A 25,375-nucleotide genomic window follows, 5' to 3' on the forward strand; every position below is an offset into this window, starting at 1 on the left:
GACGCCCAGGACGGCGGCGCGTGTTCATAGCGCCCGCCCCCGTCCCTGTGCTATTCCGGCGGCCCAAGTCCCATACCACTTTCGAAGACAGCGACCGGCAATTCCATGATCGACGCCACCGCCCTGCTGAAAGACCTGAAGCGCCTGCTGCGCGCCCTGGAAACCGACATCCGGGAGCGGGTGACCGGCACCGCACTGGATGCGGAGCTGCGGGCCGACTGGCAGGCGGCGCGCGATGCCAAGCGCACCGCCCAGGCCTACACCGCCTGGCTCGACGAGGAGGTGACGCAGGCGGCGGTGCATTGGGTTCTGGGCTGCGTCTTCCTGCGCTTCGTCGAGGACAACGGGCTGGTGGACCGGCCCTGGCTGTCGGGACCGGGCGAGCGGCTGGAAATGGCGCGCGACCGGCACGAGGCATGGTTCCGCGCCAACCCGACCGGGGAGGAGCGCGACTTCCTGCTGGCCTGCTTCGCCGAGGCGGCGGAGTTGCCGGGGCTGGGCGCCCTGTTCGACCGGCGCCACAACCCGCTGTGGCGGCTGCCGGTGTCGGGCGACGGCGCCATCCTGCTGCGCGAGTTCTGGCAGCGCCGCCCCCCCGACAGCGGCGCGCTGGTCCATGACTTCACCGACGACACGCTGGGCACCCGCTTCCTGGGCGACCTGTACCAGGATCTGTCGGAGGCGGCACGCAAGCGCTTCGCCCTGTTGCAGACGCCGGAATTTGTCGAGGAATTCATCCTCGACCGCACGCTGGACCCGGCGGTGCGCGAGTTCGGCTTCCGCGAGGTGCGGCTGATCGACCCCACCTGCGGCTCCGGCCACTTCCTGCTGGGCGCCTTCCGCCGGCTGTTCGGCCTGTGGTCCCTGCACGAGCCGACCCGCAACCCGCGCGACAGCGCGCAGAAGGCGTTGGACGCCGTCTGCGGCGTGGACATCAACCCCTTCGCCGCCGCCATCGCCCGCTTCCGCCTGCTGATCGCGGCGCTGACCGCCTGCGGCATCGCCAGCCTGCGCGGCGCCCCCGATTTCCGGGTGTCGGTGGCGGTCGGCGACAGCCTGCTGCACGGCAAGCGCTTCATGGAGGTGCGCGGCTGGCAGATGTCGCTGATGCCGGAGGACGGACTGGCCCACGTCTACCACGAGGAGGACCGCGAAGCGCTGGACCTGATCCTGGGGCGGCAGTATCACGCGGTGGTGGGGAATCCGCCGTATATCACGGTGAAGGACAAGGCGCTGAATCAGGCGTATCGGGAGCGGTATTCCACTTGCCATATGAAATACTCGCTTGGGGTGCCTTTCACGCAGCGATTTTGGGATCTGGCCATTGCAGGCCGTGAGGGTGCTGCCGCGGGCTATGTTGGCCTGATTACAGCAAATTCCTTCATGAAGCGGGAGTTCGGCAAAAAGCTGATTGAAGTGTTTCTGCCGGATCGCGACCTGACGCACATTATCAATACGGATGGCGCCTACATTCCCGGACACGGCACGCCGACGGTCATCTTGTTCGGGCGGAACCGACATGCGGTCGGAGATACTGTTCGGGCAGCTTTGGGGATCAAGGGGGAGCCGGGAACACCGGATGATCCCAGCAAAGGACTGGTATGGACTTCCATTGTGACGCAGATCGATGCGCCAAGTAGTCAAAATACTTTTATTAACGTTGTTGATATGTCTCGGGACGCTCTAACTCAACATCCATGGAGCATGGGCGGAGGCGGCGCATCAAATCTAAAAAACGAAATTGAAGGTATTTGCAGGATAAGAATCTCAGACACGTCACAAGACGTTGGAATAACAGCCGTTACTGGAGAGGATGATGCATTTCTATTTGGCGACATTTCTCACGCAAAGAGAAATGGTGTTATTGGCTTTGTAGAGTTTGTTAATGGAGATGCTGTGAGAGACTGGAGCATTGATGCACAATATGCAATATGGCCGTACAATGAGAAATATGAACCGGTTTCTCTGAGGGAATTTCGCACACTAGAAAATATTTTGTGGCCCCTCAAGCAAAGACTACTTACCAGAAAGAGATTTGGAACCCCGATGATTGCCAAGGGATTAACTTGGCATGAGTACCAGGAGCTTTACCAAACGAAGCTGAATGACAGATTTAGTATATGTTTTTCTTTTGTTTCAACGCACAATCATTTCTCATTTGATATTGACGGCAGAATATTCAATAGATCATCTCCGGTCATAAAACTAAAAAAAGGGTCTCATAAGAATGATTTTCTGGCGACTATTGGGATTCTCAATAGCTCAATCGCTTGCTTCTGGATAAAGCAAGTATCTTTTTTGAAAGGAGGCAGCGGAATCGGGCGAGGTGTTCAGGATGAGGCCTGGGAAAGTAGATACGAATTTGATGCCACCAAACTCCAATCCTTCCCCCTCGCCGAACCCTACCCCACCGACCTCGCCACCGCGCTGGACAGTCTCGCCCGAGAGCTGACCGACGCGCTGCCGAAGGCGGTGATCGCCCGTGCCCTGCCGACCCGCGCCGATCTGGACGCGGCGAAGGCGCGCGCGCGGTCGATCCGCCGCCGCATGATCGCCTTGCAGGAGGAGCTGGATTTCCGCTGCTACCGCCTCTACGGCCTGCTGGACGAAGCTGCCGAGCATCCGGCCCCGCCGGAGGTCGATCTGGGCGAGCGCGCCTTCGAAATCGTCATGGCCCGCAAGATGGCCGACGGCGAGCTGGAGACGACGTGGTTCGACCGCCACGGCTCCACCCCCGTCACCGACATCCCCGCCCATTGGCCGGCCGATTACCGGGCGCTGGTCGAACGGCGCATCGCGCTGATCGAGGACAACCGCTGGATCGGTCTGGTCGAGCGGCCGGAATACAAGCGGCGCTGGCAGTGGGACGACCAGGGCTTCGACGCCGGCTGGGCGAAGCGGGAGCAGGCGGCGCTGAGGGACTGGCTGCTCGACCGGCTGGAGGATGGCCGCTATTGGTCGGGGGATCCCTCGCTGCTGCCGGTGTCGCGGCTGGCCGACATGGCGCGGCGCGACGCCGACTTCATGGCGATGGCGGAGCTGTACACCGGCCGCCCCGACTTCCAGGTGATGCCGCTGGTGGCGGAACTGGTGGCGGCGGAGTCCGTCCCCTTCCTGCCGGTCCTGCGCTACAGCGAGGACGGTCTGCGCAAGCGTAGCACCTGGGAGGAAACCTGGGAGCTTCAGCGCCGCGAGGACGCCATCGACGCCCGCACCGGATTGCCGGAGGGCGATCCGAACCGGCTGACCCCGGAACAGGCGAAGGAGATGAAGGCGCGCGAGGTGGGCGACATCCCGGTCCCGCCGAAATACCGCACGCCCGACTTCCAGAAGACTGATTACTGGCGGCTGCGCGGCGGGCTGGACGTGCCGAAGGAACGCTTCGTCAGCTACCCCTTCGCCGAACGCGACGCCGACGGCAGCCTGATGGTCGCCTGGGCCGGCTACGACCACCTCCAGCAGGCGACCGCGCTGGCCGCCCACTATCTCGCCATGAAGGAAAACGAGGGCTGGGGGGCGGACCGGTTGATTCCGCTGCTGGCCGGCGTACAGGAGCTTGTGCCTTGGTTGTTGCAATGGCACAACGATTACAACCCTGACTTCGGCGTCGGGCTGGGCAGCTACTACCGGGACTTCGTGGCGGACGAGGCGCGCGCGCTGGGTCTGACCATCGACGATTTGCGGTCGTGGACCCCGCCGGCGCGCGCCACCGCCCGCCGTGGCCGGAGAAAGGCGTCGTGACCAGCTAAGGAAGCGCCCGCATGCCCGAACCCCTGGACCTGGACGGCTTAGGCAAAGGGGCGGCCCCGCCGCCCAGCCAAGCCATGAGCCGGGCCGAACGCCTCGAATCCGACGACCTCACCGTCGTGCTCGGCGCGTTCGGCCGTTCCGACCTCGACCCGCTGGTGAAGATCCTGGTCGAGAGGGAAGCCGGCGACAAGAGCGATCCGCTGAGGGAGTGCGACGCCTATAAGACGGGCGGCGGCGACCACCACCGTTATATCCCGCAGATCGTCGAAGAAATCCGCTGGTGGGGTAGCCACGACGTATTGGACGCCGGCGAGTTGCGCAGCTATCGGGCCGTAGTAGCCAACCTGTGCGGGAAGGTCGAGATTCCGGTGACGGACACCACCAGCGTGTTCGACATGGAACGGCTACTGGTCAAGGAACGGGTAGATGCGGACAAGCTGGGTGGCAGTTCCCTTGGTGACACTGTCGGTTCTGTGCTCAACGCGGCGGGCGTTGGCCTCGGTCTGATCCGTGCCATCGGTGCGGTTGCGATACCCGTCAGCGTGGGGATCGCCGCGTGGACGATGTGGGAGAAGATGGGGCCGGACTACAAGATGACCGGTCAATGCGTCATGGCAATCGCCGAAGCGCGTATGCGCCTGTGGTGCGCCGCCATGGCCGACGAGATGGAGGTGGTGGGATGAGCATCACGACGGTCAGCTTCGAAATTCCGGCCTGGGTGGCTGAGAAGCTCGCTACCGGCGAGTGGATCCTCCATGGAGGCGAGTTTCGGAACACAGTGGGACACATCAAGGGCTTCCTTCGCGACGGAAAGGTCGTGGAACAGGCTCAGGAGCTTGCAGGCAACCTGCCTGCCGCCGCACTCGCCAACCCCGCCGTCATGGTCGGCCTGCAGGCGGTCAACACCGCCATCATGGTGGCCGGCTTCACGATGCTGGCGTCCAAGCTGACGGCGGTCTCGCAGCAGTGCGAAGCCATCCTGGAGCGGAGCGCCAAGACCGACCACAAGGTGGACTGGCTCCGCGACGCCGGTATCGCCGCCATCCAGTCCAAGATTCTGGCCGGACTGGATGGGGCGCAGAGCGCGCACAAGCTGGGCAAGTCGGTCCTGCCCTATGACACCATGATCAACGAAGGCGCGCTGTTCTTCCGCCGGGTGATGAAGGACGCGCTGTCCCGCGGCGACGCGCTGCACGACACCGACATGTTCATCACCCTGGTGCTGCAGCACGCCATCGCCAGCATCGCGCGCGCCCGCTCGCAATGGCTCCTGCTGGGACCGGAGGAAGGGCTGGACGCGATGGACGCCGGCATCAAGGCCCACAACGAGATGGTCGCAGCATTGCAGAAGCCCTTCCGCGACCCCTTCACCGTGGACTCCCCCACGCTGGAGATGGGGCCGGAGCAGCGCAAGGCGCTGAAGACCCTGATCCCCGTGCTGAAGCAGGTGGCCCGGAGCTTCAACCAGCGCCGGGTGGAGCTGGAGACCTATGTCACCTTCGGCCTGATGGGTCCGCCCAGCGTCGAAATCGTCCGCCAGTTCGAACGCACCCCCGGCGCCTGCCTGCTGATCGAGGAGGTCGAGACGGTCGGCGTCTCCGCCGGCGGCATGGCCGGGGCGACCGCCGGGTGACCGGCAGGGTTGCGGCCGCCCGAAAGCTGTGGCGGCCGCATCCCGGCTTTTCTATTCTCCGCCCCCTTCGAACCCCGGACCGAGCTGCCGTATGACCACCGACTCCCGTCCCCTCATCAGGGACCTGATCGACATCCCGGAGCATGTGCATCAGGGCGACTTCGTCCTGAAGCTGGCCGACGGGCTGGGCCATGCGAAAGCGACGGTGCGCGATTACGTCGTGACGCCGCAGCTGGAGCTGTGTTTCGACGACGCGCTGGGCTTCATCAAGGGGGCGGTCACCGGCGGGACCAGCAAGGCGGCCTACCTGCACGGCTCCTTCGGGTCGGGCAAAAGCCATTTCATGGCGGTGCTGACCCTGCTGCTGGCCGGCGACCCGGACGCCCGCTCGATTCCCGAACTGGCCAAGGTGGTGGTCCGCCACGACGAGTGGATCCAGGGCCGGCGCTTCCTGATGGTCCCCTACCACATGATCGGGGCCAGCGACCTGGAATCGGCGATCCTCGGCCAGTATGCCCGCCATGTGCGGCGCCTGCACCCCGACGCGCCGGTGCCCGGATTCTACCTGTCGGAAACGCTGTTCGAGGATGCGCGGAACCTGCGCGCCAACCTGGGCGACGCCGCCTTCTTCGCCAAGCTGAACGCCGGCAAGGAAGAGAACGGCGACGGCGGCGACGGCTGGGGCACGCTCGATTTCGGCCTGTGGGACGCCGGCAGCTTCGATGCCGCCACGGCCGAGCCGGTGACGGGGGACGAGCGGCAGCGGCTGATCGGCGACCTCGTGCGCGTCTATTTCGCCGGCTACGCCCATGTCGCCACCAACAAGGGCAACGCCTTCGTCTCGCTGGACGAAGGGCTGGCGATCATGAGCCGCCATGCCCAGTCGCTGGGCTACGACGCGGTGATCCTGTTCCTGGACGAGCTGATCCTGTGGCTCGCCACCCATGCGGCCGACGTCAATTTCGTCTCGCGCGAAGGCTCCAAACTGTCGAAGCTGGTGGAGGCGCTGAACAGCCGCCCGATCCCGCTGGTCAGCTTCATCGCCCGCCAGCGCGACCTGCGCGAACTGGTCGGCCAGAATCTGGCCGGCGCACTGCAGCTCCAGTTCGCCGACGTGCTGAAGCACTGGGAGGCCCGGTTCCACCGCATCACGCTGGAGGACCGCAACCTGCCGCTGATCGCGCAGAAGCGCGTCCTGCGGCCGCTCTCCCCCACCGCAAAGGAAACGCTGGACGGTGCCTTCGACGATTTCCTGAAGGTGCGGCGCGAGGTGCTGGACACGCTGCTGGGCTCCACCGGCGAACAGGCGATGTTCCGGCAGGTCTATCCGTTCAGCCCGGCCCTGGTGCAGACGCTGATCGCGGTGTCGTCGGTGCTGCAGCGCGAACGCACCGCGCTGAAGCTGATGTCGCAATTGCTGGTCGAAAGGCGGAACGAGCTTCGGCTGGGCCAGATCATCCCGGTTGGCGACCTGTTCGACGCCATCGCGGAGGGGGACGAACCCTTCTCCGAAGCGATGAAGTTCCATTTCGAGAATGCGAAGAAGCTCTACCGGACCAAGCTGCTTCCCCTGCTGGAGCGGCAGAACGGCGTCAGCTGGACCGAGGTGGAGGCGGAGACCGCCGATCCCGCCAAGGCGCAAGCCCTGCGCAACGATGCGCGGCTGATCAAGACCCTGCTGCTGGCCGCGCTGGTGCCGGAGGTGGAGGCGCTGAAGGGCCTGACCGCGCCGCGGCTGGCCGCGCTGAACCATGGCAGCGTGCGCTCGCCGATCCCCGGCCGCGAAAACAACATGGTGCTGACCAAGCTGAAAGGCTGGGGCGGCGAGGTCGGGGAGATCAAGACCACCGAGGACGCCAACCCCGTCATCTCGATCCAGATCACCGGCGTCGACACCGACCCGATCCTGGCCAGCGTCGCAAGCGAAGACAATCCCGGCAACCGCCGCCGGCTCGTCCGCTCCATGCTGTTCGAGATGCTGGGGCTGCCGCCGGACAGCGACGGCTTCTTCCTGGAATATTCGATGGTCTGGCGCGGCATCCGGCGGCAGATCAACATCGTCTACGACAATGTCCGGGAAATGGCCGACGACCGGCTGCGCAACCAAGACGGCGCGTGGTCGGTCATCTTCGACTTCCCGTTCGACGAGCCGAACCGCTGGCCTGCCGACGACATCGCCCGCCTTCAGGAATTCAAGGACGGCCCGGTCGGGCGCTCCGACACCATCGTCTGGCTGCCGTCCTTCCTCAGCGACAAGGCGATGCGCGACCTCGGCACGCTGGTCAAACTGAACCACCTGCTGACGGGGGAACGTTTCGCCGACCACGCCCGCCATCTATCGGCGGTCGACCGCGATCAGGCGCGCGCGCTCCTCGCCAACCAGCGCAGCCAGCTCCAGCAACGCCTGCGCGCCTGCCTGGAGGTTGCCTACGGAATCGCCAGCGAACCGTCGGATGCGGTCGGCGCAACGCTGGAGGCGTCCCAGCACCTGCAGTCGCTGAACGGCTTCAAGCCGGCGCTGCCGGTGGGCGCCAACTTCAAGGCGGCCTTCGAGAAGCTGCTGGAACAGCTGTTCGGCTATCTCTACCCGGCCCACCCGAATTTCGGAACCGAGGTCAGGCTGCCGGCCCTGCGCAAGCTGCAGCCGGACATCGAGCGGGCGCTGGCCGACCCGGAAGGGCGCGTGTTCATCGCCGACAAGACGATACGCGACTCCATGCGCGCCATCGCCAACCCGCTGAAGCTGGGGGAGATGGGCGAGACGCATTTCGTCCTTACCCGTCACTGGCGCTCCCATTTCGCCCAGAAGCACGCGCAGCAGGGCGGCGCCATGACCGTCAAATCCCTGCGCGCCTGGATGGACGAGCCGCAGCGGATGGGTGTATCGCGCGAGGTGCAGAACCTCGTCATCCTCACCTATGCCGAACAGACCAACCGCAATTTCTTCAAGGGAACGGCACTGATCCGGCCGACGCTGGACTCTCTCGACGACGAGCTGGAGCTGCGGGAACAGGCGCTGCCGCCTGAAGAAGACTGGCGCTTGGCGGTGCAGCGGGCCTCTTCCCTATTCGGCCTGGTGCCGCCGGACCTGCGCAACGCGACGAACGTTGCCAAGCTGTCCGCCCAGATCGCGGAACGCGCGGCCGACCTGCGTCCCAAGCTGGATGCCTTGGTCCGCGACCTCGGCCACAGGCTGGCGGCGCTCGGGATCGACGCCGACGACGCCAACCGGATGACCACCGCCCGCTCCGCGCAGGCGATGCTGGTCGCCATCGGTGCGGCAACCTCGGAAAAGGTCATCACCTCGCTGGCCGGCGCGGAGTTGCGGACCACCGAGACCGACGTCGCGAAGACCCTGACCTCCGCCGGCGAGGTCGGGTTGGCCCTTCGCGACTCCAGTTGGAAGGTGTTCGAGACGCTTCGGCAACTGGCCGACCACCGGCAGGCCGCCGCGGCATCTATCCTCGACCGCATCGGCCAAACCCTGTCGATGGACGAGCGCGCCGTCTTGCTCAAGCCGTCGCTCGACGATCTGCATGGGCGCGCGCTGAAGCTGCTGACCGACACGGCCCCCGCTCAACCGGCGCCGCCGCCGACTCCGACGACGCGGCCGGGCATTGGCTTCAGCGAGGAACCGGTCACGATTCCGCACATCGCCGCCCCGGTCGAGCCGCTGGTCGAGCCCGACGACGTGGTGATCACGGTCGACGACCGGCGCAACCTGTCGTCCGGCGAGGCCGCCGACCTGCTCGACCGGCTGAAGCGGGAACTGGCCGGGCATCCGGACTATCGACTGAACCTGTCCTGGAAAATCGTCAGGAAGGGCAGGCGCCCGTGACGTTGCTGGCACCGACGACCGCACAAATCCGTGCCCAGGTCGAGGCTGTCGTCAGGCACGACCCCCAGGTCCGGGCGCTCGGCATCCGTTCACCGAACCGTCAGGCTTGGCCGGAGCGGCTGGACTGCGCCGGCCAGGCCTACACTCTCGTCTGGTGCGAATCCTCCCTTGCGGCCCGTCAAGCCCTGACCGAACGTGACGGCGACACCGGCGTCGTGCTGCTGACCAACCTTTCCTCCGAGATGCTCGGCGATGATGTCGTGGCCCGCCTTGTAAAGGCACGGCTGCTGACCGTCGAGGCATGGGAGATGGTGCGGGAGGCTTTCCAGGCCCGCAACATCGACCCCCGGATTTCCGGCAAGCCCTGGCTGGCCGAATTGCTGTTGGAACACGCCCATCGCGGCCCCTATCCGCCGGTGCCGGGCGGGCTGCTCGATGCCGATACGGCATGGGCGAACCTGCTGGACCGGCTGCTGGGCCTGCCCTTCGCACGGCCCGACGCGGAAGCCCTGCTGCGCTGGAGCATCGGCGACGGAGCGCTGGCCCGGTTCACGTCGCTGCCTCCGACGGCGCGCAACGGGATCGCCTCGTGGCTGTCGGAGGCCGCCGGCCCGGCAGGCAGCTTGGTGACCGCATGCATCGACAGCGGTTTCGGTGCCGACGCACTGCCGCTGGGACTTGTCGCCGGGGTCGTCTTCGGAACGTCCTGGCACCTCAGCGAGTTGACCGCCGCCGCCGTACGGCTTGAACCGTTCGTGGGTGGGCGACGGATCGCGGCCGATCATGGCAAGGCGTGGGCGGCGGCGGCGGCAGGCGCCCTCCGTCCGCTCGATCAAGCCACGCGGCGCAGGCTGCTGGAGCGTGCGGATGCCCTCCTCGAGCAGGTCCACGCCGGGGGATTTGCCATAACCAGTCCGGTCCTGCTGGCCGGCTTCCAGGCTCGCCTGCGCGCCTTCGCCGATGAGCTGACGCGGGCGCTTCCATCCCTTCCCGATGCCGCTGCCCTCCAGGCGCTGGAATCCGCTGCCGCCCGTGTCGCCTCCCACGATCAGGCATCAGACCAGAGGGGACGGGCGGAGAAGGTGGCTATGGCCCTGCGTCTGGTGCGCTGGCTCGTGACCGCCCGATCCGCACCTCAGTCCTTCGCCGACGGCGTCCTCGACTATGCCCGCGACGGAGCGTTCGTCGATCTGGCCCGCCGGTTCTTGGCGGGAGGCGACGAGATGGCCGACCTGTCGGCGGCTTATTCCAGCCTCGCCGCAGCGGTGCGGAATTGCCGTGAGACGCAGAATGAACGCTTTGCCAACTTGCTGCGGAACTGGAACGCCGCACCGGCGGCCACTTGGCCCGTGCTTCCGGTCGAACGGGTGCTTGAGGAGGTCGTGGCTCCGCTGGCGGCCAGCGCCCCCGTGCTGCTGCTGGTGATGGATGGAATGAGTCATGCCGTCTACCGCGAACTGCTGCCCGATTTCATGAACACGGGGTGGAGCGAGTTGTGGCCGACGGAAGCGACGGAACCGGCCTCGGCCGTCGCCATGCTTCCCACCGTCACCACCGTGTCGCGGGCAAGCCTCCTGTGCGGACGCCCGGCTTGCGGCTCCCAGTCCACCGAGAGCAAAGGTTTTGCCGAACATGCCGCCCTTCGGACGGTCGGCAAGGCCGGCCTCCCGCCGATCCTGTTCCATAAAGGCGACCTCAGCGAAGGCGGCAGTTTGGCCCCCTTGGTCCGCGAAGCAATCGGCACCCCCGATCGGCGGATCGTGGCCGTCGTCCACAACGCCATCGACGATCATCTGGATGGACCGGAGCAACTGCGCCAGCGCTGGTCATTGGACGATCTGCATCTGCTGCGTCCAATCCTGCATGAAGCCCGCAATGCCGGCCGGGTGGTTGTGCTTACCGCCGACCACGGCCATCTGGTCGAGGAAGCCACGACGCAGATGACGAAGGCCGATGACGGTCGCTGGCGAGCCGGCACGGTCCCGGCCGCAGTGGGGGAGTTGGCATTTTCCAAGGGCAGAACCCTGTCGCCGAGCGGCGAGAACGGCATCGTGCTGCCCTGGAGCGAAACCATACGCTACTGCGGACGGAAGAACGGCTATCACGGAGGAGCGAGCCCGCAGGAGGTGCTGGTCCCCCTGACCGTATTGTCGGCGGGCGTGTTTCCCGACGGCTGGCGACTGGCGCCGCCGGTTCAGCCGGATTGGTGGGAGGCGCTGCCCCCACCCATGCCGGTCGCCACCGCACCCGCGCGTCCTGGTCCGCAAGCGCCGCCGGCTCGCAAGCGATCAACCACACAGCCGTCGCTGTTCGACATGGTGCCGGCGCAGCCGGCGACACCAGCGCCCACTTCCGACTGGATCACCCGCTTGCTGGCATCGCCGGTCTATGCGGCGCAAAAGCAGCTTGCCGGCCGCGGTGCGCCGAAAGACGACGACATCCGTGCGATCCTGGACGCGCTGTCGCAGCGCGGTGGAAAGCTGAGCCGCGTCGCGCTGGCCCAACGGCTGGGCGTTGCCCAAGTCCGTCTGGGGTCGTTGGTCATGGCCGCACGTCGGGTCTTGAATGTGGATCAGGTGCAGGTGCTGGGGGTCGAGGACTCATCCGGCACGGTGACCTTGAACCGCGCGCTTCTCGACACGCAATTCGAACTCAAGCAATGAGGCGACTGTCATGCTGAGTCCGCACAGGCGGTCGGAAATCATCGACGCATTGCGGCGAGGCACGGTTCCCCGCTCCGGTCTGGACGTCCTTGCAGTCGGCATCGAACGCTTTGCTCCCGCTCTGGACGACGACCTGAATGGGGTCTCGGCCGGCCGCGGCGCATTCAAGGCGATCCGCGGCGAATATGGCAGCGGAAAGACATTCTTCGGCCGCTGGCTTCAGGAGAGGGCGCGCAGCCGGGGTTTCGCCACCAGCGAGGTGCAAATCTCGGAAACGGAAACCCCCCTTCACCGGATGGAAACCGTTTACCGACGGATGACCGAACGGCTGGCCACCCAGGACGCGAGCGAGGGGGCGCTTCGCAACGTAATCGACGGCTGGTTCTATACGCTGGAAGAGGACGTGCTGGCGGAAGGCGACCTCGATCCGGCCGATGCCGAAGCGCTGGTCGCCCGTACGGACGCGCTGCTGGAGCAGCGGCTGGCGGCGGTGACGCGGCAGGCACCTGCCTTCTCGGCCGTGCTGAGGGCCTACCGGCAGGCCTTGGTGGCCGAGGATCAGGGGTTGGCCGACGGCTTGCTCGGTTGGCTGGGCGGGCAGCCGAACATCGCGGCATCGGTGAAGCGTACGGCCGGCATCAAAGGGGAAATCGACCATTTCGGCGCCACAAACTTCCTGGCCGGGCTGCTGACCATCCTCCGCGATTCCGGCTATGCCGGATTGCTGCTGGTGCTGGACGAGGTGGAGACGCTTCAGCGGATGCGCACCGACACCCGCGAGAAGGGGCTGAACGCGCTGCGTCAGCTGGTGGATGAAATCGACGCCGGCCGGTTCCCGGGATTGTTCGTCGTGACGACCGGTACGCCCCCATTTTACGACGGCCCGCAGGGCGTCCAGCGGTTGCCTCCGCTCGCCCAGCGTCTCCATGTCGATTTCGGGACCGACGCCCGGTTCGACAATCCACGGGCCGTCCAGATCCGCCTGCCGGGCTTCGACCTGGACCTTCTCGGCCGGCTGGGCGCGAAGGTCCGAGACATCTATGCCGAGGGATCCTCCAATGCGGAGCGGTTGTGCGAACTGGCCGACGACACCTATGTCCGCGACCTCGCACAGGCGCTGACCGGGCAACTCGGCGGGCGGGTCGGCGTCGCTCCACGGCTTTTCCTGAAGAAGCTGGTCGGCGACGTACTGGACCGTATCGACCAGTTCGACGATTTCGATCCTCGCAGACATTACGCGCTGACCGTGACGCCGACGGAGATGACGGCGGCCGAACGGGCCGGAATGGCGGCCGGGTCCGTGGACGACGTCGAGTTGGAACTGTGAGTCCCTTCGACCGCTTCCATCCGGCACTTCAGCACCACATCGTCAATTCGCTTGGCTGGTCCACCCTGCGGCCGACCCAGCTCCAGGCCATCGATCCGATCCTGGACGGTCGCAACGCGCTGCTGCTGGCACCTACGGCCGGCGGCAAGACCGAAGCCGCGGCTTTTCCCGTCCTGTCGCGAATGCTGACCGAGCGGTGGGACGGCCTTTCCGTGCTGTATGTCTGTCCGCTGCGGGCCCTGCTCAACAACCTAGAACCCCGGCTGCGGCATTATGCCGGGCTGGTGGGGAGGAGTGTTGGCCTCTGGCATGGTGATGTCGGTGCGGGCGACCGCAGCCGCATTCTGCGACAGCCGCCGGATATTCTGCTGACCACGCCGGAGTCGCTCGAAGCCGTCCTGATTTCCCGGCGCGTGGATCATCGTGTGTTGTTCGCCGGCCTGCGCACCCTGGTCGTCGACGAATTGCACGCCTTCGCCGGTGACGATCGCAGCTGGCATCTGCTCGCCGTCGCCGAAAGGCTCGCCCGCGTCACCGGCCATCCGATCCAGCGGATCGGCCTTTCCGCGACCGTCGGAAATCCGGAGGATCTGCTCGATTGGCTGACCTGTGGCGAAGGCGGCACCGTCGTCGGCCAGCCGGCACCGCCGGCCGGTGGCGACGTCATGCTGGACCATGTCGGGTCGCTGGAGAATGCGTCGATCGTGCTCTCGCGGCTCCATCGCGGCGAAAAGCGCCTCGTCTTCTGCGACAGCCGAAGCAAGGTTGAGCGGCTAGGCTCGCTCCTGCGGACTGCGGGAGTACGGACCTTCGTTTCGCACAGCTCGTTGGGCATCGATGAGCGTCGTCGGTCGGAAGAGGCGTTCGCCACCGGCGACGACTGCGTCATCGTCGCCACAAGCACTTTGGAATTGGGGATCGACGTCGGAGACCTCGATCGGGTGATCCAGCTCGACGCCCCGTCCAGCGTATCGTCCTTTCTCCAGCGCATGGGGCGAACCGGACGCCGCGCCGGCACGACGCGCAACTGCCTGTTCCTTGCGACGTCCGAGGGCGCATTTCTCCAAGCAGCCGGCATCCTGCGCCTGTGGGGGGACGGATGGGTCGAACCCGTGGAGCCGCCTGCAGCCCCCCTCCATCTGTTCGCGCAGCAGGTCATGGCGATGATCCTGCAGGAGCGCGGCCTTGAGACGGGAGGATGGCAGGACAGTCTAGGCCGCGTGTTCGGAAAGCTGGTTGCCGATCGGGCAGGCAGCATCGTCGCCCATATGCTCGATTCCGGCATCTTGGCGCAAGATGGCGGCATTCTGGGGATGGGTCCCAAGGGTGAGCGCGAATTCGGCCGCAGAAACTTCATGGAATTGATGGCGGCCTTCACGACTCCGCTGCTCCTTTCGGTGCGATACGGCGGCGTCGAGGTCGGACAGGTCGACCCCACCAGCCTGCAACAAACCGATGGCCGCCCGACGACACTGTTGCTTGCTGGCAGAAGCTGGCAGGTCGTCGACGTGGACTGGACGCGCAGACTCGTTCTTGTCGAACCGTCAGCGGACGTGGGACGTTCGCGCTGGATGGGCGGCACCCACAGCCTCGGCTTCGCACTCTGTCGAGCCATGGAACGGGTGGTGACCAGCGGAGACGTTCCATCCCGGCTGTCGAAGCGGGGAGCGGCCTGCCTGGAGTCGTTGCAGGAAAGCTATGCCTTCTGCGACGGCGCCTCGCTGCCGCTGGTATCGGATGGAACCGGTCGGATGCGTTGGTGGACCTTTGCAGGCGGGCGGGCGAATGCCATGCTGACACATGCGCTTGCCTCCTCGGGTCTTGCGACCCGTGGCCATGATGACTTATCCATCCAAACCGATGCCGCAGAAGCGTCGGTCTTGCAGCGTAAGGTGGCCGGTATTTCGCAGACGCAGCTGGAAGCCGTCGCCGATGCCGGCTTGGTCCGGGATCTGAAGTTTTCCCAATGCCTGCCGGAGAGGATGGCCATCGAAGTCCTATCCCAGCGACTGTCCGACCGAAGAGGGGTGGCGGACGTGCTATCGCGGCCGATGCGCTTGATAAGAGACGCAACCACCGAATAGCCGGTCAACCGCACAACCGCAACCATATGATGTCTCTGGGCTGCTCCGACTTGTGGGAGACCAGCACCTCCCAGTCTCGGCCTTCTGAACCGCCTTAGATGTTTAGTCCCGGCATTTGATGGTGCGGATTTTGGGTGAAGCTGGAGGGGTCCTTCTCCCAAGCTCTGCAGACGAACTCGTATGGTGTCAGCCCCTTCAGGGTCTTGAGCCTGCGTGCGAAGTTGTAGGCCGCCACGAAGTCGGTGAGATGTTGCCGGAATTGGTCGTGGCTTTCGTAGTAGAAGCGCTTGACCGTGGCGTCCTTGAGGGTTCGGTTCATGCGCTCGACCTGGCCATTGGTCCACGGGTGCTTGGGCTTGGTCGTGCGGTGATCGATGCCATGGCGCGCACAGGCAAGTTCGAAGGCATGAGCCCGGAAGCGCTCGCCCTTGGCGATGGCTTCCTTGATCAGGGGGACGGCCGATCCGCCGCCGCCCGGTGTGGTGAACTGGATGCCGTTGTCGGTGAGCACCGTGTGGATCTTGTAGGGGACAGCGGCGATCAGGCGCAGCAGGAAGTCTTTGGAGGTCGCTGTCGTCGCCGTCTCATGCAGTTCGACGAAGGCGAACTTCGACGTTCGATCAATGGCGACGAACATGTGCAACTTGCTCTGTTCGGTCCGAACCTCGGCGATGTCGATATGGAAGAAGCCGATGGGATAGGCCTTGAACTTCCTGCGGACCGGCTTGTCTCCTTCGACATCAGGCAGGCGGGCAATGCCATGGCGCTGCAAGCATCGATGCAGTGATGACCGGGTCAGGTGGGGGATTGTCGGCTGCAGGGCATAGAGGCAGTCATCGAGCGGCAGCAGGGTATAGCGCCGGAAAGCGACGATGACTGCCTCTTCTTCCACCGGCAGCACCGTCGAACGAGGTGCCTTGGGACCGGTCTTCTTGTCGGTTACCGTGGGCCGCGCTTTCCACTTGGCAACCGTCTTCGGGTTGATCCCATAGCGTTTGGCCAGAACCCTCAGGCTCTCTTGACTATGTTGTATCGCTCGACGGATCGCCTCTGTCGTCGTGGCGCTCCCATGGAGTACTTAGCCCATAGTGCATCCCTCCATTCCTGCGGGTAGAATGCACCATCAAATGCCGGGACTAAACATCTAAGGTTGCCTAACGAGTGGACCCGCGGTGAGTTCATCATGCGCTTGCGTGGGACGGGGATCGGTATCGTCGGCAGCGATGCCTTTGCCGTGTCGACGCTGCCGGAGGCTGTCGGTGTCGCGCTCGGCGCCCCGAAGGACCGCCAGGATCTGCGCGAGGCATTGCGGCAAGTGGCCGACCTTCTGGCCGAGGCACCTGCCATGTCTTCCATGGTCGTATGAATTCCGCCGGCATATTGCATGCATTCAGGTTGACATTGTAGGCCACAGCGGAGCATACAATTTCATATTGCATGCAGGCATTGTCTGCCATTGCCTCCCGAAGGAACACGCGATGTCATCCGAACAGGAGTGGCCGCCTCTTCCCCCTTTCAGCACTGGCCTGCGTGGTCGCTGCCCACGCTGCGGCCTGGGTCATCTGTTCAGTGGCTTCCTGACGCTACGCTCCCACTGCGAGGTCTGTGGTCTGGACTACTCCTACGCCGATCCGGCTGACGGCCCCGCCTTCTTCGTCATCTGCTTCGCCTGCATTCCCACGGTCATCCTGGCGCTCTGGATAGAGGCTAAGTTCGAGGCCCCTTACTGGGTACACCTCGCCACGACCTTGCCGTTCCTGTTGCTGACCTGTATTCCGCCCTTGCGGCCGTTGAAGGGTTGGCTGGTGGCCAGCCAGTACTTCTACAACGCCGAGGAAGCCCGTTTCGGTACAGCCGCGCCAACCCAGCCGCCTGTGGCCCCGCCCGCAGGCAAAGACACGCGCTCGACCTGACTGCCGTCAGACTCCCCTGACGATATGATCGTGTCATAGCTTGGAGATATTCAAAATGTACGATTGGTTCCCTTTGGTCTTCTTTCCGTTCAAGATTATCGTGTTAGGCACGGGAATGTTCTTCGCCATCAAATGGCATCACGATCAAGCGAAGAAGGATCGAGCGAAGAAGAATAGCGAAACCAGAACACCGTAAGCGCCCGCCGCCACCGCATCCCCAAGATGACGTTCAAGGTGACGAATTGGTCCTCCTATGAGTCGGGTCTGCGCCGACGCGGCAGCCTGACCTCTTGGGTCGATGAGGCGGCGATCGCCGGCTGGCGGGCGGCTCCCCGGACCTCAGACGAAGAGGGCCAAGAGGCCGGGCACCCGCCTCCTTGCACCAACGCTCCCCAGTGCGGCAACTCCGGCTATCCCTGCAACACGCCGGCGTTCGCGGCTCGCCGTAAGGTTTGATAGCGATTAAGCAGCCGGCGCCGCGTCGACGGACGCGTACACCTTGATCTCCTGGAACTGTTCAATGGCGCGAGGACCGCACAGGACACCCATGCCGCTCTGCTTGAAGCCGCTCTCCTCGAAGTGCTCGGAGATCACACCCCAGCAGTTCATCCAAATGGTGCCCGCCTGAATGGCCTTACCGACGCGACGGGCGCGAGCGGCGTCTGCGGTGAAGATGGACGCCGCGAGGCCGAATTCCGTCGCATTGGTGCGGTAGATCGCGTCGGCTTCGTCCTCAAACAACTCGAGGGTCTGCACCGGTCCGAAGAGTTCGTTTTGAATGATGAAGGAATCGAGTGGCTGCACCTCGATCAGGCTCGGCCTGTAGAACGCGCCGCTCGCCAGCGGCCCCTCCGTGACCGGCCCGCCGCGCACAAGGATCGTCGCGGAGGATTCCGCTTCGGCGACGAGAGCATCGACCCGCCCGACGCTCGCCTTGTCGATCAATGGCCCGAGCTGGGCGTCGGGATCCTCGCTCTGGCCGAGCCGGACGTTCTCGTAGGCCTCGATCAACGCCGCCCGGAGGGCGTCGGCGATGCCGCGCTGAACGAGAACACGCGACCCCGTGCAGCAGAACTGCCCGTTCATCACAACCAGAGCCGTTACAATTTGCGGGACGACGACGCTGAGGTCCGCATCGTCGAAGACCACCAGCGGAGTTTTGCCGCCCAGTTCGAGGTTGAGGCGCTTCAGCGTCTTGGCGCCGTTCTCGGCGATCATCCGCCCGACCTTGGTGCTGCCCGTGTAGCTGATTGCGTTGACGTCGGGTGAGTCCACGAGCATGGCCGCGCCGATGCTTCCGCTTTCGGTGATGATATTCAATGCGCCGGGTGGGAGAAGCTTTGTTGCGGCCACGGCCTCGGCGAACAACGCATTGGTCAGTGCGGTCTGGTGTGGCATCTTGAGCACGACGGTGCATCCCGCGGCAAGGGCCGGGCCCATGGCACGAATGGAGAGGATGATCGGTGAGTTCCAGGGGGAGATCACTCCGACCACGCCCATCGGCTCGGGGGTGGATCGGAAGTGCACGCCCGGAGCCGATTCAAGCGCCCGGCCGGCCGTCTGAAGCATGGCGGTCGCGGCTGAATAGCGGAGCCATTCGGCCGATCCTTGCAGTTCCCATTGCGTTTGGGCAAGGAGCTTGCCCCCCTCGCGGCTGAGCATGCGCGCAATCTCAGGCCCATGCGCCTCGATGCGGTCTGCCAGTTCAAAGAGTGCGCGGGAGCGGAGACCCCGGTCTTGCGACCAAGCGGTCGTATCGAACACCGTCCGGGCGGCGTCAATCGCCTGTCGCGCCTCGTCGGCACCGATATCGGTGTAGGTGCCGAGCACCTCGCCGGTCGAAGGGCTGATCGATTCGCGAACCGTTCCGCCGCCATTCCAAGCGCCATTGATCCAGTTCAGGCGCGGATCGGGCGTGGTCGTAAAATGCTGTGTCATGGCTTCGTTCCATCTGGGTGCCCGCTGCCGTCGAGAGATGGGATCAGGCCGTGAGCGGGATCCGGCATGACCTTCAGGCTGCTACGGGAGGGGCGTCGGAAGCTTCCGGCCGCCGCAGCGTCAGCTACGTCAATATATGTGAGGCCTCATTTATATATTGTCAACGGGTTTTCGACCGCCGAAATGAGGCATGGTCGGTATCGGTTCAGGCCTTCAGGTGCAAGCTGTCGGCGACTTGGCTATAATAGCGATCGAGGAGGATCGCACCGTCGGACGGGGAGAAGACGTAAAGGCGCATGATGCCCTCGAAAGCCAGGGACAAGCGCTCGCCAACGGCGATCGGATCGATGTGGAGGGGCACGCGCCCTTCATCCCGGGCTGCGAGGATGCTGCGTTGCAGAACTTGGATGAGGCCAGCCTCGGAGCGGCGGAGCATGGCGGCGACATCCGGGTTCCGGGCACCCTCGCTCGCGATCTCAGCCCGCAGAACCGCAAGGTCATGCCCTTCCTTCGTCAGGAAGAGGTCGCTCAAGGTCGCCTTGACGGCCGTCACGCTCAGATCGTTCGCCCAGAACCGGACGATCATATCATGGTGCCGCTTTAGGTCCGCCTCGATCAAAGCGATGATGAGCGCCTCTTTGTTCGGGTAGTATTGATAGATGTTGGCGACGCTAACGCCTGCAGCCGCGCTGATCTCGGCTGTCGATGAGGCATGAAAGCCGCGCGCGATGAAGCATGCGCGTGCCCCGTCAAGAATCTGGGTCATCCGTTCTTGCCGGGCCTGTTCGTTCACCGGACGGCCGCGCTGGACCGGTTTCTTGGTCGTGCTCATGAAAGCACAGTACGTATAAACGAGCGATCACTTCAAGAATCTTGTCGAGCCAACGCGGCGGCAGCCGGGCGGCACCGTCACATTCCCGGTGGCCGCCCGTTGGTGCGCATTGCCGACGAGCCGGATATCCGGCCTTCGGTGGTCTGGTCCGGGAAGAGGAGAAGGCGGCGCTCCGGCATTTCCGGTGCGGTGATTTGGCTTGGTGTGGTCCGCCGAGGGTTCAGATGGCGCCCAAGGCGGTTGCGGAGGTCGCCGGTTGCCAGTTTCCGATGCCGCCCTGATTGCCGCGAGCGCTTTGCCACTTGAACTCCAGCCGGGCGAGCTGGTCGCGGTGCACCTCGTCAGGTCCATCGGCGAGCCGCAGGAAACGCGCGGTTGCATAGGCGGCGGCAAGGCCAAAGTCATTGCCGGTTCCGCCGCCACCGAACGCCTGGATCGCCCAGTCCGTCACCTTGCACGCCATGTTGGGTACGGCAATCTTGATCATGGCGATCTCCGCCCGCGCTTCCTTGTTGCCGACGGTGTCCATCATGTGCGCAGCCTTCAGCGTCAGGAGGCGTGCCTGTTCGATCATGATGCGCGCCTCCGCGATCCGCTCGCGGGTCACCGACTGTTCCGCGACGGGCTTGCCGAAGGTCACCCGTTCGCTGGTACGGCGGCACATCTTGGCAAGCGCCCTTTCGGCAAGCCCGATCAGGCGCATGCAGTGATGGATACGCCCAGGTCCGAGGCGGCCCTGGGCGATCTCGAAACCGCGTCCCTCGCCCAGCAGCATGTTGGAGGCGGGCACACGCACGTTCTCGAACCGAACCTCCGAAGCGCGATCCGGCATGCCATAGTAGCCGAACACCGGGAGTGCGCGCTCGACGGTCACGCCGGGGGTGTCCTTGGGCACGAGGATCATGGACTGGGGCGCGTCCCGATCCAGCCCATCCCCTGATTTTCCCATGAAGATCAGGATCTTGCACCGTGGATCGGTGGCGCCCGTCGTGTACCATTTCCGCCCGTTGAGGACGTATTCGTCGCCGTCGCGGGTTATCGCGCTCCGGATGTTCTTGGCGTCCGAAGAGGCGACGTCAGGTTCGGTCATGGCGAAGCTGGAGCGGATTTCGCCCGCGAGGAGCGGCTTCAGCCAACGTTCCTTCTGTTCTTCGGTGCCATAGCGCACCAGCACTTCCATGTTGCCGGTATCGGGCGCGTTGCAATTGAACACCTCCGGCGCCAGATGCGACCGGCCCATGATCTCACACAATGGCGCGTATTCGACGTTGTTCAGGCCGGCGCCGTACTCCGACTCCGGCAGGAACAAGTTCCACAGGCCAGCCGCCCGGGCCTTGGGCTTCAGTTCCTCAATGACCGGAAAGACCTTCCAAGGCCCCAATTCTTCGGCTTCACGGTAGTACCGTGCTTCATTGGGGTAGATATGCTCCTCCATGAACGCGAGAAGCCGGTGCTCATAGTCGCGAACCCGCTCGGATTTATACGGAATCATGCCTTGTCCTCGTTTGGATTTGAGACCCCATTGTAGGGCAAACGATATTATCTGGCAAGATCGTCTGACAATCGATCTTGACGCTGAGGCGCGAATCGACTTAGTTCTGGCATGCGATCGAGAGGGGATTACCGTGGCTGAGCGTCAACGTCCGAACACCGATACGACGTCCGAGTTCGAGGACGAGCGCGGTTCCGCGCACGCGCCAAGCGCCGCCGGACAGCTGCGGCGTTCCATATTGCGCGGCCTTCACGAGGGACTTTTCGCGCCTGGCCAGCGGCTCGTCGAAACCGATCTGATCGCTCAATTCGGCGTCAGCCGGCCGACCGTCCGCGAATGCATTTCACGTCTTGCGGCGGAAGGTGTTGTCGAAGTCCTCCCCTATCGGGGCGCCTCCATCCGGCGCCTGAGCACGGAAGAGGTTGTCGGCGCGTTGCAGTTGCTGGAGGTGTGCAACGGGCTGGCCAGCCGGCTGGCCGCTCAGCGCATCGATCAACCCGGCAACCGCGACGCCTTCGTTGCCGCCTGGGAGAAGCTCCGCCGTTTTGAAAACGGGCCGGACGACTATTCGCAGATCAGCGCGCGCGATGCCTTCTACGGAACCATCAACCGGATTTCCGGCAATCGCGAACTGCAGCGGATTGTTCCCAGCATCCAAGTCAATTTGATCCGCAGTTCCGTCCAGCAGACGCTCCGAGAGCGGTTCCGCGACTATAAGGCCGTGGCGGGGGCGATTCTCGCCGGGGATGCCGAAGCGGCCGAGCGCGAAGCCCGCAATCACATAGCCCGCATCACGGCGTTGGCGAAAGAACGCGCGGCAGACTGACCGCGACGCCATCGACCGGTTCCGTCAGGTGCCGGGCCCAGTCTGAACTGGCGACCCGATGGTCAGGCGGACACCATGAATTGCGCGACGGAAGGGACGTCGCGCAGCGTGGCGAGCCGCTGGACATGGATCGCCAGTCGCTGCGCCGCCGAGCAAAATGGCGCGAAGGCTGACAGAACCGGTGGGGCCGTCCACCACATCACCTCAAAATCCGGTGCGTCGTTTCGCCCAATTTATTCGGCGGAGGGCTCGGTCCCTCTTTTCATGCTGCGCTGGAGCTTGGCCATACCAGCGATCCAGCGATCGTAATTATCCGCCTTGTGGCGCAGATAGGTGCCGACCTTCGCATGCGGAAGAATGAGGAACTGTTCCTCCCTCACTCCCTGAAGGGCCGCCGCCGCGACCTCCTTCGCACTGAGGACTCCATCATTCGATTGCGGCCCCTCGGGGAGGCCACGAAGCATCGGCGTGTCGACACCTTGCGGACAAAGAATGGAAACTCTGATACCGTCATCGAAATGAGTAAACGCCAGATTTTCGGCAAAGCCGACCGCCGCGTGCTTGGTCGTGGCGTAGACGGCACTGCCCACTTGCGACAACAAGCCGGCCGCCGACACGGTGTTCAGGAAATGGCCTCCGCCGCGCGCTTTCATGCGCGGTACGAGCAGGCGAGCCGCCTCGACATGCGCCATCACGTTGACCTTCCAGGCCTGCTGCCAGACCTCCGGCGCGGCACCCGCCGCATTGGCGAATGCGGGATCGAAGCCGGTTGCAACGCCGGCGTTCGAGCAAAACAGATCAATCGGGCCGTCGTTCTCTTCCGTTTCTGCGATGAGTGCCGCGAGCGCAGCCGGATCGGATACGTCGCATTCCCGGCTTCCGCCCCCGATTGCCTCGGCCACCGAACGCGCGCCCCCAGCATCGCGATCAGCGACGATCACCTTCGCCGCTCCCGCGGCCGCCAGCGCCTCGCACAACGCCCGGCCGATGCCACTGGCGCCGCCGGTAACGACAGCAATCCTGCCATCCAAGTCCATGTCAGCCTCATGTGATCGTTGGCATCCGCGCCGCTTCAACGGACAATGCGCCGCAGCATGCCGCCATTCGCGCCCATTGGTCTTACGCCCGCCAGCCCTTCTTGCCGCGACCGCCGACATAGCCTGCCTGGACGCGCTGTTTGAGGAGCGGACGGGGACGGAAGCGTTCACCGTAGGCCTGGAACAGGATGTCCTGCACTTGAAGACAAAGGCTGGACGTCGTCGCATCCATCAGTTCGAACGGCCCGAGCGGATGGCCGAGCCCAAGACGGCAGGCCTGGTCGATATCCGATGGGCTGGCCACGCCCTCCTCCACCAGCCGAACGGCCTCGATCAACATTACGTGCAGCAACCGGTTGACGGCGAAACCCGTGACGTCCTTGATCCGGACCGGGGTCTTTCCGATCGCATGACACAGGCGCAGGGTGGTGGAGATGGTTTCGTCGCTGGTTTGCAGCGCCGGGATGACCTCGACCAACGTCATGCGCGAGACCGGTGAAAAATAATGTGTCCCAATGAAATACGGCTGCCGTCCCTCGCCGACATGTGAGGCCAGAACGGTGATGGGAATGGTCGAGGTGTTCGTCGCGATGATGGCGCCGGGCTTGAGACAGCCGTCGAGCGTGGAGATGACTTCCGCCTTGATCTCCTCCTTTTCGAAAACGGCCTCCACGACCAGGTCGCTATCGGCCAATTCGGAAAGGTCGGTCGTGGTGCGGATCGCCGTGAGTGTCGGCGCTTTTAGGGAACTCTCATAGAAGCCGCGCGCAATTCCCTTGTCGAAGATGCCGGTGAGCCGCGCCATCGCCGCAGACAGCGCCGGCTCGTTACGATCCGCCAAGACGACTTGGTGGCCGGACAGCGCATGGACCAAGGCGATTTCGGCACCCATAAGTCCGGCGCCGACGACCCCGATGCGGAAGTCCTTCAATTCTGTCACGGTCGGCTACTCCCTACATGTTTTTCGCGATTGACCAGGCCATCGCGGAAATCGGTATGGCCTTGGCTCCGACTTCGGCCGCATCGGCGTTCGATGCGGTCCCGTCTATGGCTCTGCGCGCGACCCCCTGCATGATCGCGGCAATTCGGAACATGCTGAGCACGATGTAGAATTCCCAGGACTCGGGGCTGGCAAAGCCGGTGCGCTGCAGGTAATCACGCAGGTATTCCTGTTCTTCAGGGATGCCGAGCGCCTTCAGGTCAACACCGGCCAACCCTCGGTACAGATCGGGCCGAAACCGCCAGCTCATTGCGTGATAGGCAAAGTCGGCCAAGGGATCACCGAGAGTGGAAAGCTCCCAATCGAGCACGGCAGCAATCCGTGGCTGGTCGGGGGCGATCAGCAGATTGTCGAGACGGAAGTCGCCATGGATCAGCCGAACCGGGCCCGGTTGAGGCAGATTGCGCGGCAGCCATTCAATGAGCCGCTCCATCGGCTCGTTCTCGCCGGTGACGGAGGCGCGATACTGGCGCGTCCACCGGGAGACCTGACGCTCCAAATAGGAGCCGGTGCGGCCATAGTCCGCCAGCCCGATCGCTTCCGGGTCGAGCGCGTGGATGGCCGCGACCGTCGCGTTCATGGCATTGAAGATCGAGGTGCGTTCGTCGCACGACAGGTCGGGCAGCCGGGGATCCCAGAAGGTTCGTCCGGGAACCTCGTCCATGACGTAGAACATGCTGCCGATGATCGAATCGTCCTCACACAGCGCGTAGACCTTCGGAACCGGTACCGTCGTACCGGCGAGAGCCGACAGGACGCGAAACTCCCGATCGACCGCATGCGCGCTCGGTAGTGTTTGGCCGACCGGCTTTGCACGAAGGATCAATCGGCAGGATCTGGAGATCAGACGGTACGTCGGATTGGACTGGCCGCCGGAGATGCGTTGCGCCTCGAAGGCCCCCTCGAAACCCGGAACGTTGGCAGCAAGCCATGCCTGCAGGGCCGAGGATGCGACATCCGGGCCTTCCTTCGGTCGGCCTGTCTGTTCTGATCGGACAGCATCGGGATCATGTGCCTGCACTGCTTCCTCCCTTGCCCGCGG

General features: G+C 64.5%; 17 protein-coding genes and 1 pseudogene. 11 read left to right on the forward strand and 7 right to left on the reverse strand.

The window, feature by feature from the left end:
• Window positions 1-105 precede the first annotated feature (105 nt).
• From pglX to FZ983_RS26285, 7 genes are all read left to right on the forward strand, one after another.
• Window positions 106-3,741 (forward strand): BREX-2 system adenine-specific DNA-methyltransferase PglX, encoded by a 3,636-nt coding sequence (gene pglX, locus FZ983_RS26255; protein WP_149226930.1) that lies wholly within the window; start codon window positions 106-108, stop codon window positions 3,739-3,741.
• Window positions 3,742-3,761: 20 nt separating this feature from the next.
• The gene (locus FZ983_RS26260) at window positions 3,762-4,433 is read left to right on the forward strand and encodes a hypothetical protein (RefSeq protein ID WP_149226932.1); all 672 of its coding nucleotides are present in this window, start codon (window positions 3,762-3,764) and stop codon (window positions 4,431-4,433) included.
• On the forward strand, window positions 4,430-5,383 hold the full coding sequence (locus FZ983_RS26265; protein ID WP_149226933.1) for a hypothetical protein: 954 nt from the start codon (window positions 4,430-4,432) through the stop codon (window positions 5,381-5,383). Before FZ983_RS26260 ends, FZ983_RS26265 begins: the two co-directional genes overlap by 4 nt.
• A gap of 91 nt (window positions 5,384-5,474) precedes the next feature.
• Complete coding sequence (locus FZ983_RS26270; RefSeq protein ID WP_149226934.1) at window positions 5,475-9,221, forward strand: phage resistance protein; 3,747 nt, start codon at window positions 5,475-5,477, stop codon at window positions 9,219-9,221.
• Entirely contained in the window at window positions 9,218-11,884 is a 2,667-nt protein-coding gene (pglZ, locus tag FZ983_RS26275; RefSeq protein ID WP_188092520.1) for a BREX-2 system phosphatase PglZ, read from the forward strand. Before FZ983_RS26270 ends, pglZ begins: the two co-directional genes overlap by 4 nt.
• A gap of 10 nt (window positions 11,885-11,894) precedes the next feature.
• Window positions 11,895-13,211, forward strand: a complete 1,317-nt coding sequence (brxD, locus tag FZ983_RS26280) for a BREX system ATP-binding protein BrxD (RefSeq protein WP_149226939.1) — start codon at window positions 11,895-11,897, stop codon at window positions 13,209-13,211.
• Window positions 13,208-15,295, forward strand: coding sequence for a DEAD/DEAH box helicase (locus FZ983_RS26285; RefSeq protein ID WP_149226941.1), 2,088 nt, complete (start codon window positions 13,208-13,210; stop codon window positions 15,293-15,295). Before brxD ends, FZ983_RS26285 begins: the two co-directional genes overlap by 4 nt.
• Before the next feature lie 94 nt (window positions 15,296-15,389).
• On the opposite strand, the gene FZ983_RS26290 is transcribed toward FZ983_RS26285, so the two are convergent.
• A complete protein-coding gene (locus FZ983_RS26290) occupies window positions 15,390-16,340 on the reverse strand; it encodes an IS481 family transposase (protein WP_247883990.1) in 951 nt (316 codons plus the stop codon).
• Window positions 16,341-16,478: 138 nt separating this feature from the next.
• On the opposite strand from FZ983_RS26290, the gene FZ983_RS26295 reads away from it, so the two are divergent.
• The 3 genes and pseudogenes from FZ983_RS26295 to FZ983_RS26305 all read left to right on the forward strand — a co-directional run.
• The gene (locus FZ983_RS26295) at window positions 16,479-16,661 is read left to right on the forward strand and encodes a hypothetical protein (protein ID WP_149226945.1); all 183 of its coding nucleotides are present in this window, start codon (window positions 16,479-16,481) and stop codon (window positions 16,659-16,661) included.
• 112 nt (window positions 16,662-16,773) lie between these two features.
• Complete coding sequence (locus FZ983_RS26300; RefSeq protein ID WP_149226947.1) at window positions 16,774-17,208, forward strand: DUF983 domain-containing protein; 435 nt, start codon at window positions 16,774-16,776, stop codon at window positions 17,206-17,208.
• A gap of 222 nt (window positions 17,209-17,430) precedes the next feature.
• Window positions 17,431-17,544, forward strand: a pseudogene (locus FZ983_RS26305) (IS5/IS1182 family transposase); the annotation flags it as partial.
• A 126-nt stretch (window positions 17,545-17,670) separates the two neighbouring features.
• Here FZ983_RS26305 and FZ983_RS26310 read toward each other — a convergent pair.
• The 3 genes from FZ983_RS26310 to FZ983_RS26320 form a co-directional block, all read right to left on the reverse strand.
• Entirely contained in the window at window positions 17,671-19,146 is a 1,476-nt protein-coding gene (locus FZ983_RS26310) for an aldehyde dehydrogenase family protein (protein WP_149226949.1), read from the reverse strand.
• A 205-nt stretch (window positions 19,147-19,351) separates the two neighbouring features.
• Window positions 19,352-19,978, reverse strand: a complete 627-nt coding sequence (locus FZ983_RS26315) for a TetR/AcrR family transcriptional regulator (protein ID WP_149226951.1) — start codon at window positions 19,976-19,978, stop codon at window positions 19,352-19,354.
• Between the two features lie 220 nt (window positions 19,979-20,198).
• Window positions 20,199-21,470, reverse strand: a complete 1,272-nt coding sequence (locus tag FZ983_RS26320; protein ID WP_149226953.1) for an acyl-CoA dehydrogenase family protein — start codon at window positions 21,468-21,470, stop codon at window positions 20,199-20,201.
• A 133-nt stretch (window positions 21,471-21,603) separates the two neighbouring features.
• Here FZ983_RS26320 and FZ983_RS26325 point away from each other — a divergent pair, with 133 nt between their 5' ends.
• A complete protein-coding gene (locus FZ983_RS26325; protein WP_188092521.1) occupies window positions 21,604-22,296 on the forward strand; it encodes a GntR family transcriptional regulator in 693 nt (230 codons plus the stop codon).
• A 233-nt stretch (window positions 22,297-22,529) separates the two neighbouring features.
• On the opposite strand, the gene FZ983_RS26330 is transcribed toward FZ983_RS26325, so the two are convergent.
• The 3 genes from FZ983_RS26330 to FZ983_RS26340 all read right to left on the reverse strand — a co-directional run bounded on the left by FZ983_RS26330 (window position 22,530) and on the right by FZ983_RS26340 (window position 25,354).
• On the reverse strand, window positions 22,530-23,333 hold the full coding sequence (locus FZ983_RS26330; RefSeq protein WP_149226957.1) for an SDR family oxidoreductase: 804 nt from the start codon (window positions 23,331-23,333) through the stop codon (window positions 22,530-22,532).
• Between the two features lie 82 nt (window positions 23,334-23,415).
• On the reverse strand, window positions 23,416-24,273 hold the full coding sequence (locus tag FZ983_RS26335; RefSeq protein ID WP_149226959.1) for a 3-hydroxyacyl-CoA dehydrogenase family protein: 858 nt from the start codon (window positions 24,271-24,273) through the stop codon (window positions 23,416-23,418).
• Between the two features lie 13 nt (window positions 24,274-24,286).
• Complete coding sequence (locus FZ983_RS26340) at window positions 24,287-25,354, reverse strand: phosphotransferase family protein (protein WP_149226961.1); 1,068 nt, start codon at window positions 25,352-25,354, stop codon at window positions 24,287-24,289.
• Between the last annotated feature and the right edge of the window lie 21 nt (window positions 25,355-25,375).

Source organism: Azospirillum sp. B21, from assembly GCF_008364825.1.
Classification (GTDB): Bacteria; Pseudomonadota; Alphaproteobacteria; order Azospirillales; family Azospirillaceae; genus Azospirillum.

Coding starts and splice junctions, on each gene's coding strand:
- FZ983_RS26260 (WP_149226932.1), top strand. CDS start 3,762: ATGCCCGAACCCCTGGACCTGGACGGCTTAGGCAAAGGGGCGGCCCCG.
- pglX (WP_149226930.1), top strand. CDS start 106: ATGATCGACGCCACCGCCCTGCTGAAAGACCTGAAGCGCCTGCTGCGC.
- FZ983_RS26270 (WP_149226934.1), top strand. CDS start 5,475: ATGACCACCGACTCCCGTCCCCTCATCAGGGACCTGATCGACATCCCG.
- FZ983_RS26320 (WP_149226953.1), bottom strand. CDS start 21,470: ATGATTCCGTATAAATCCGAGCGGGTTCGCGACTATGAGCACCGGCTT.
- FZ983_RS26330 (WP_149226957.1), bottom strand. CDS start 23,333: ATGGACTTGGATGGCAGGATTGCTGTCGTTACCGGCGGCGCCAGTGGC.
- FZ983_RS26295 (WP_149226945.1), top strand. CDS start 16,479: ATGCGCTTGCGTGGGACGGGGATCGGTATCGTCGGCAGCGATGCCTTT.
- FZ983_RS26315 (WP_149226951.1), bottom strand. CDS start 19,978: ATGAGCACGACCAAGAAACCGGTCCAGCGCGGCCGTCCGGTGAACGAA.
- FZ983_RS26265 (WP_149226933.1), top strand. CDS start 4,430: ATGAGCATCACGACGGTCAGCTTCGAAATTCCGGCCTGGGTGGCTGAG.
- brxD (WP_149226939.1), top strand. CDS start 11,895: ATGCTGAGTCCGCACAGGCGGTCGGAAATCATCGACGCATTGCGGCGA.
- FZ983_RS26300 (WP_149226947.1), top strand. CDS start 16,774: ATGTCATCCGAACAGGAGTGGCCGCCTCTTCCCCCTTTCAGCACTGGC.
- FZ983_RS26310 (WP_149226949.1), bottom strand. CDS start 19,146: ATGACACAGCATTTTACGACCACGCCCGATCCGCGCCTGAACTGGATC.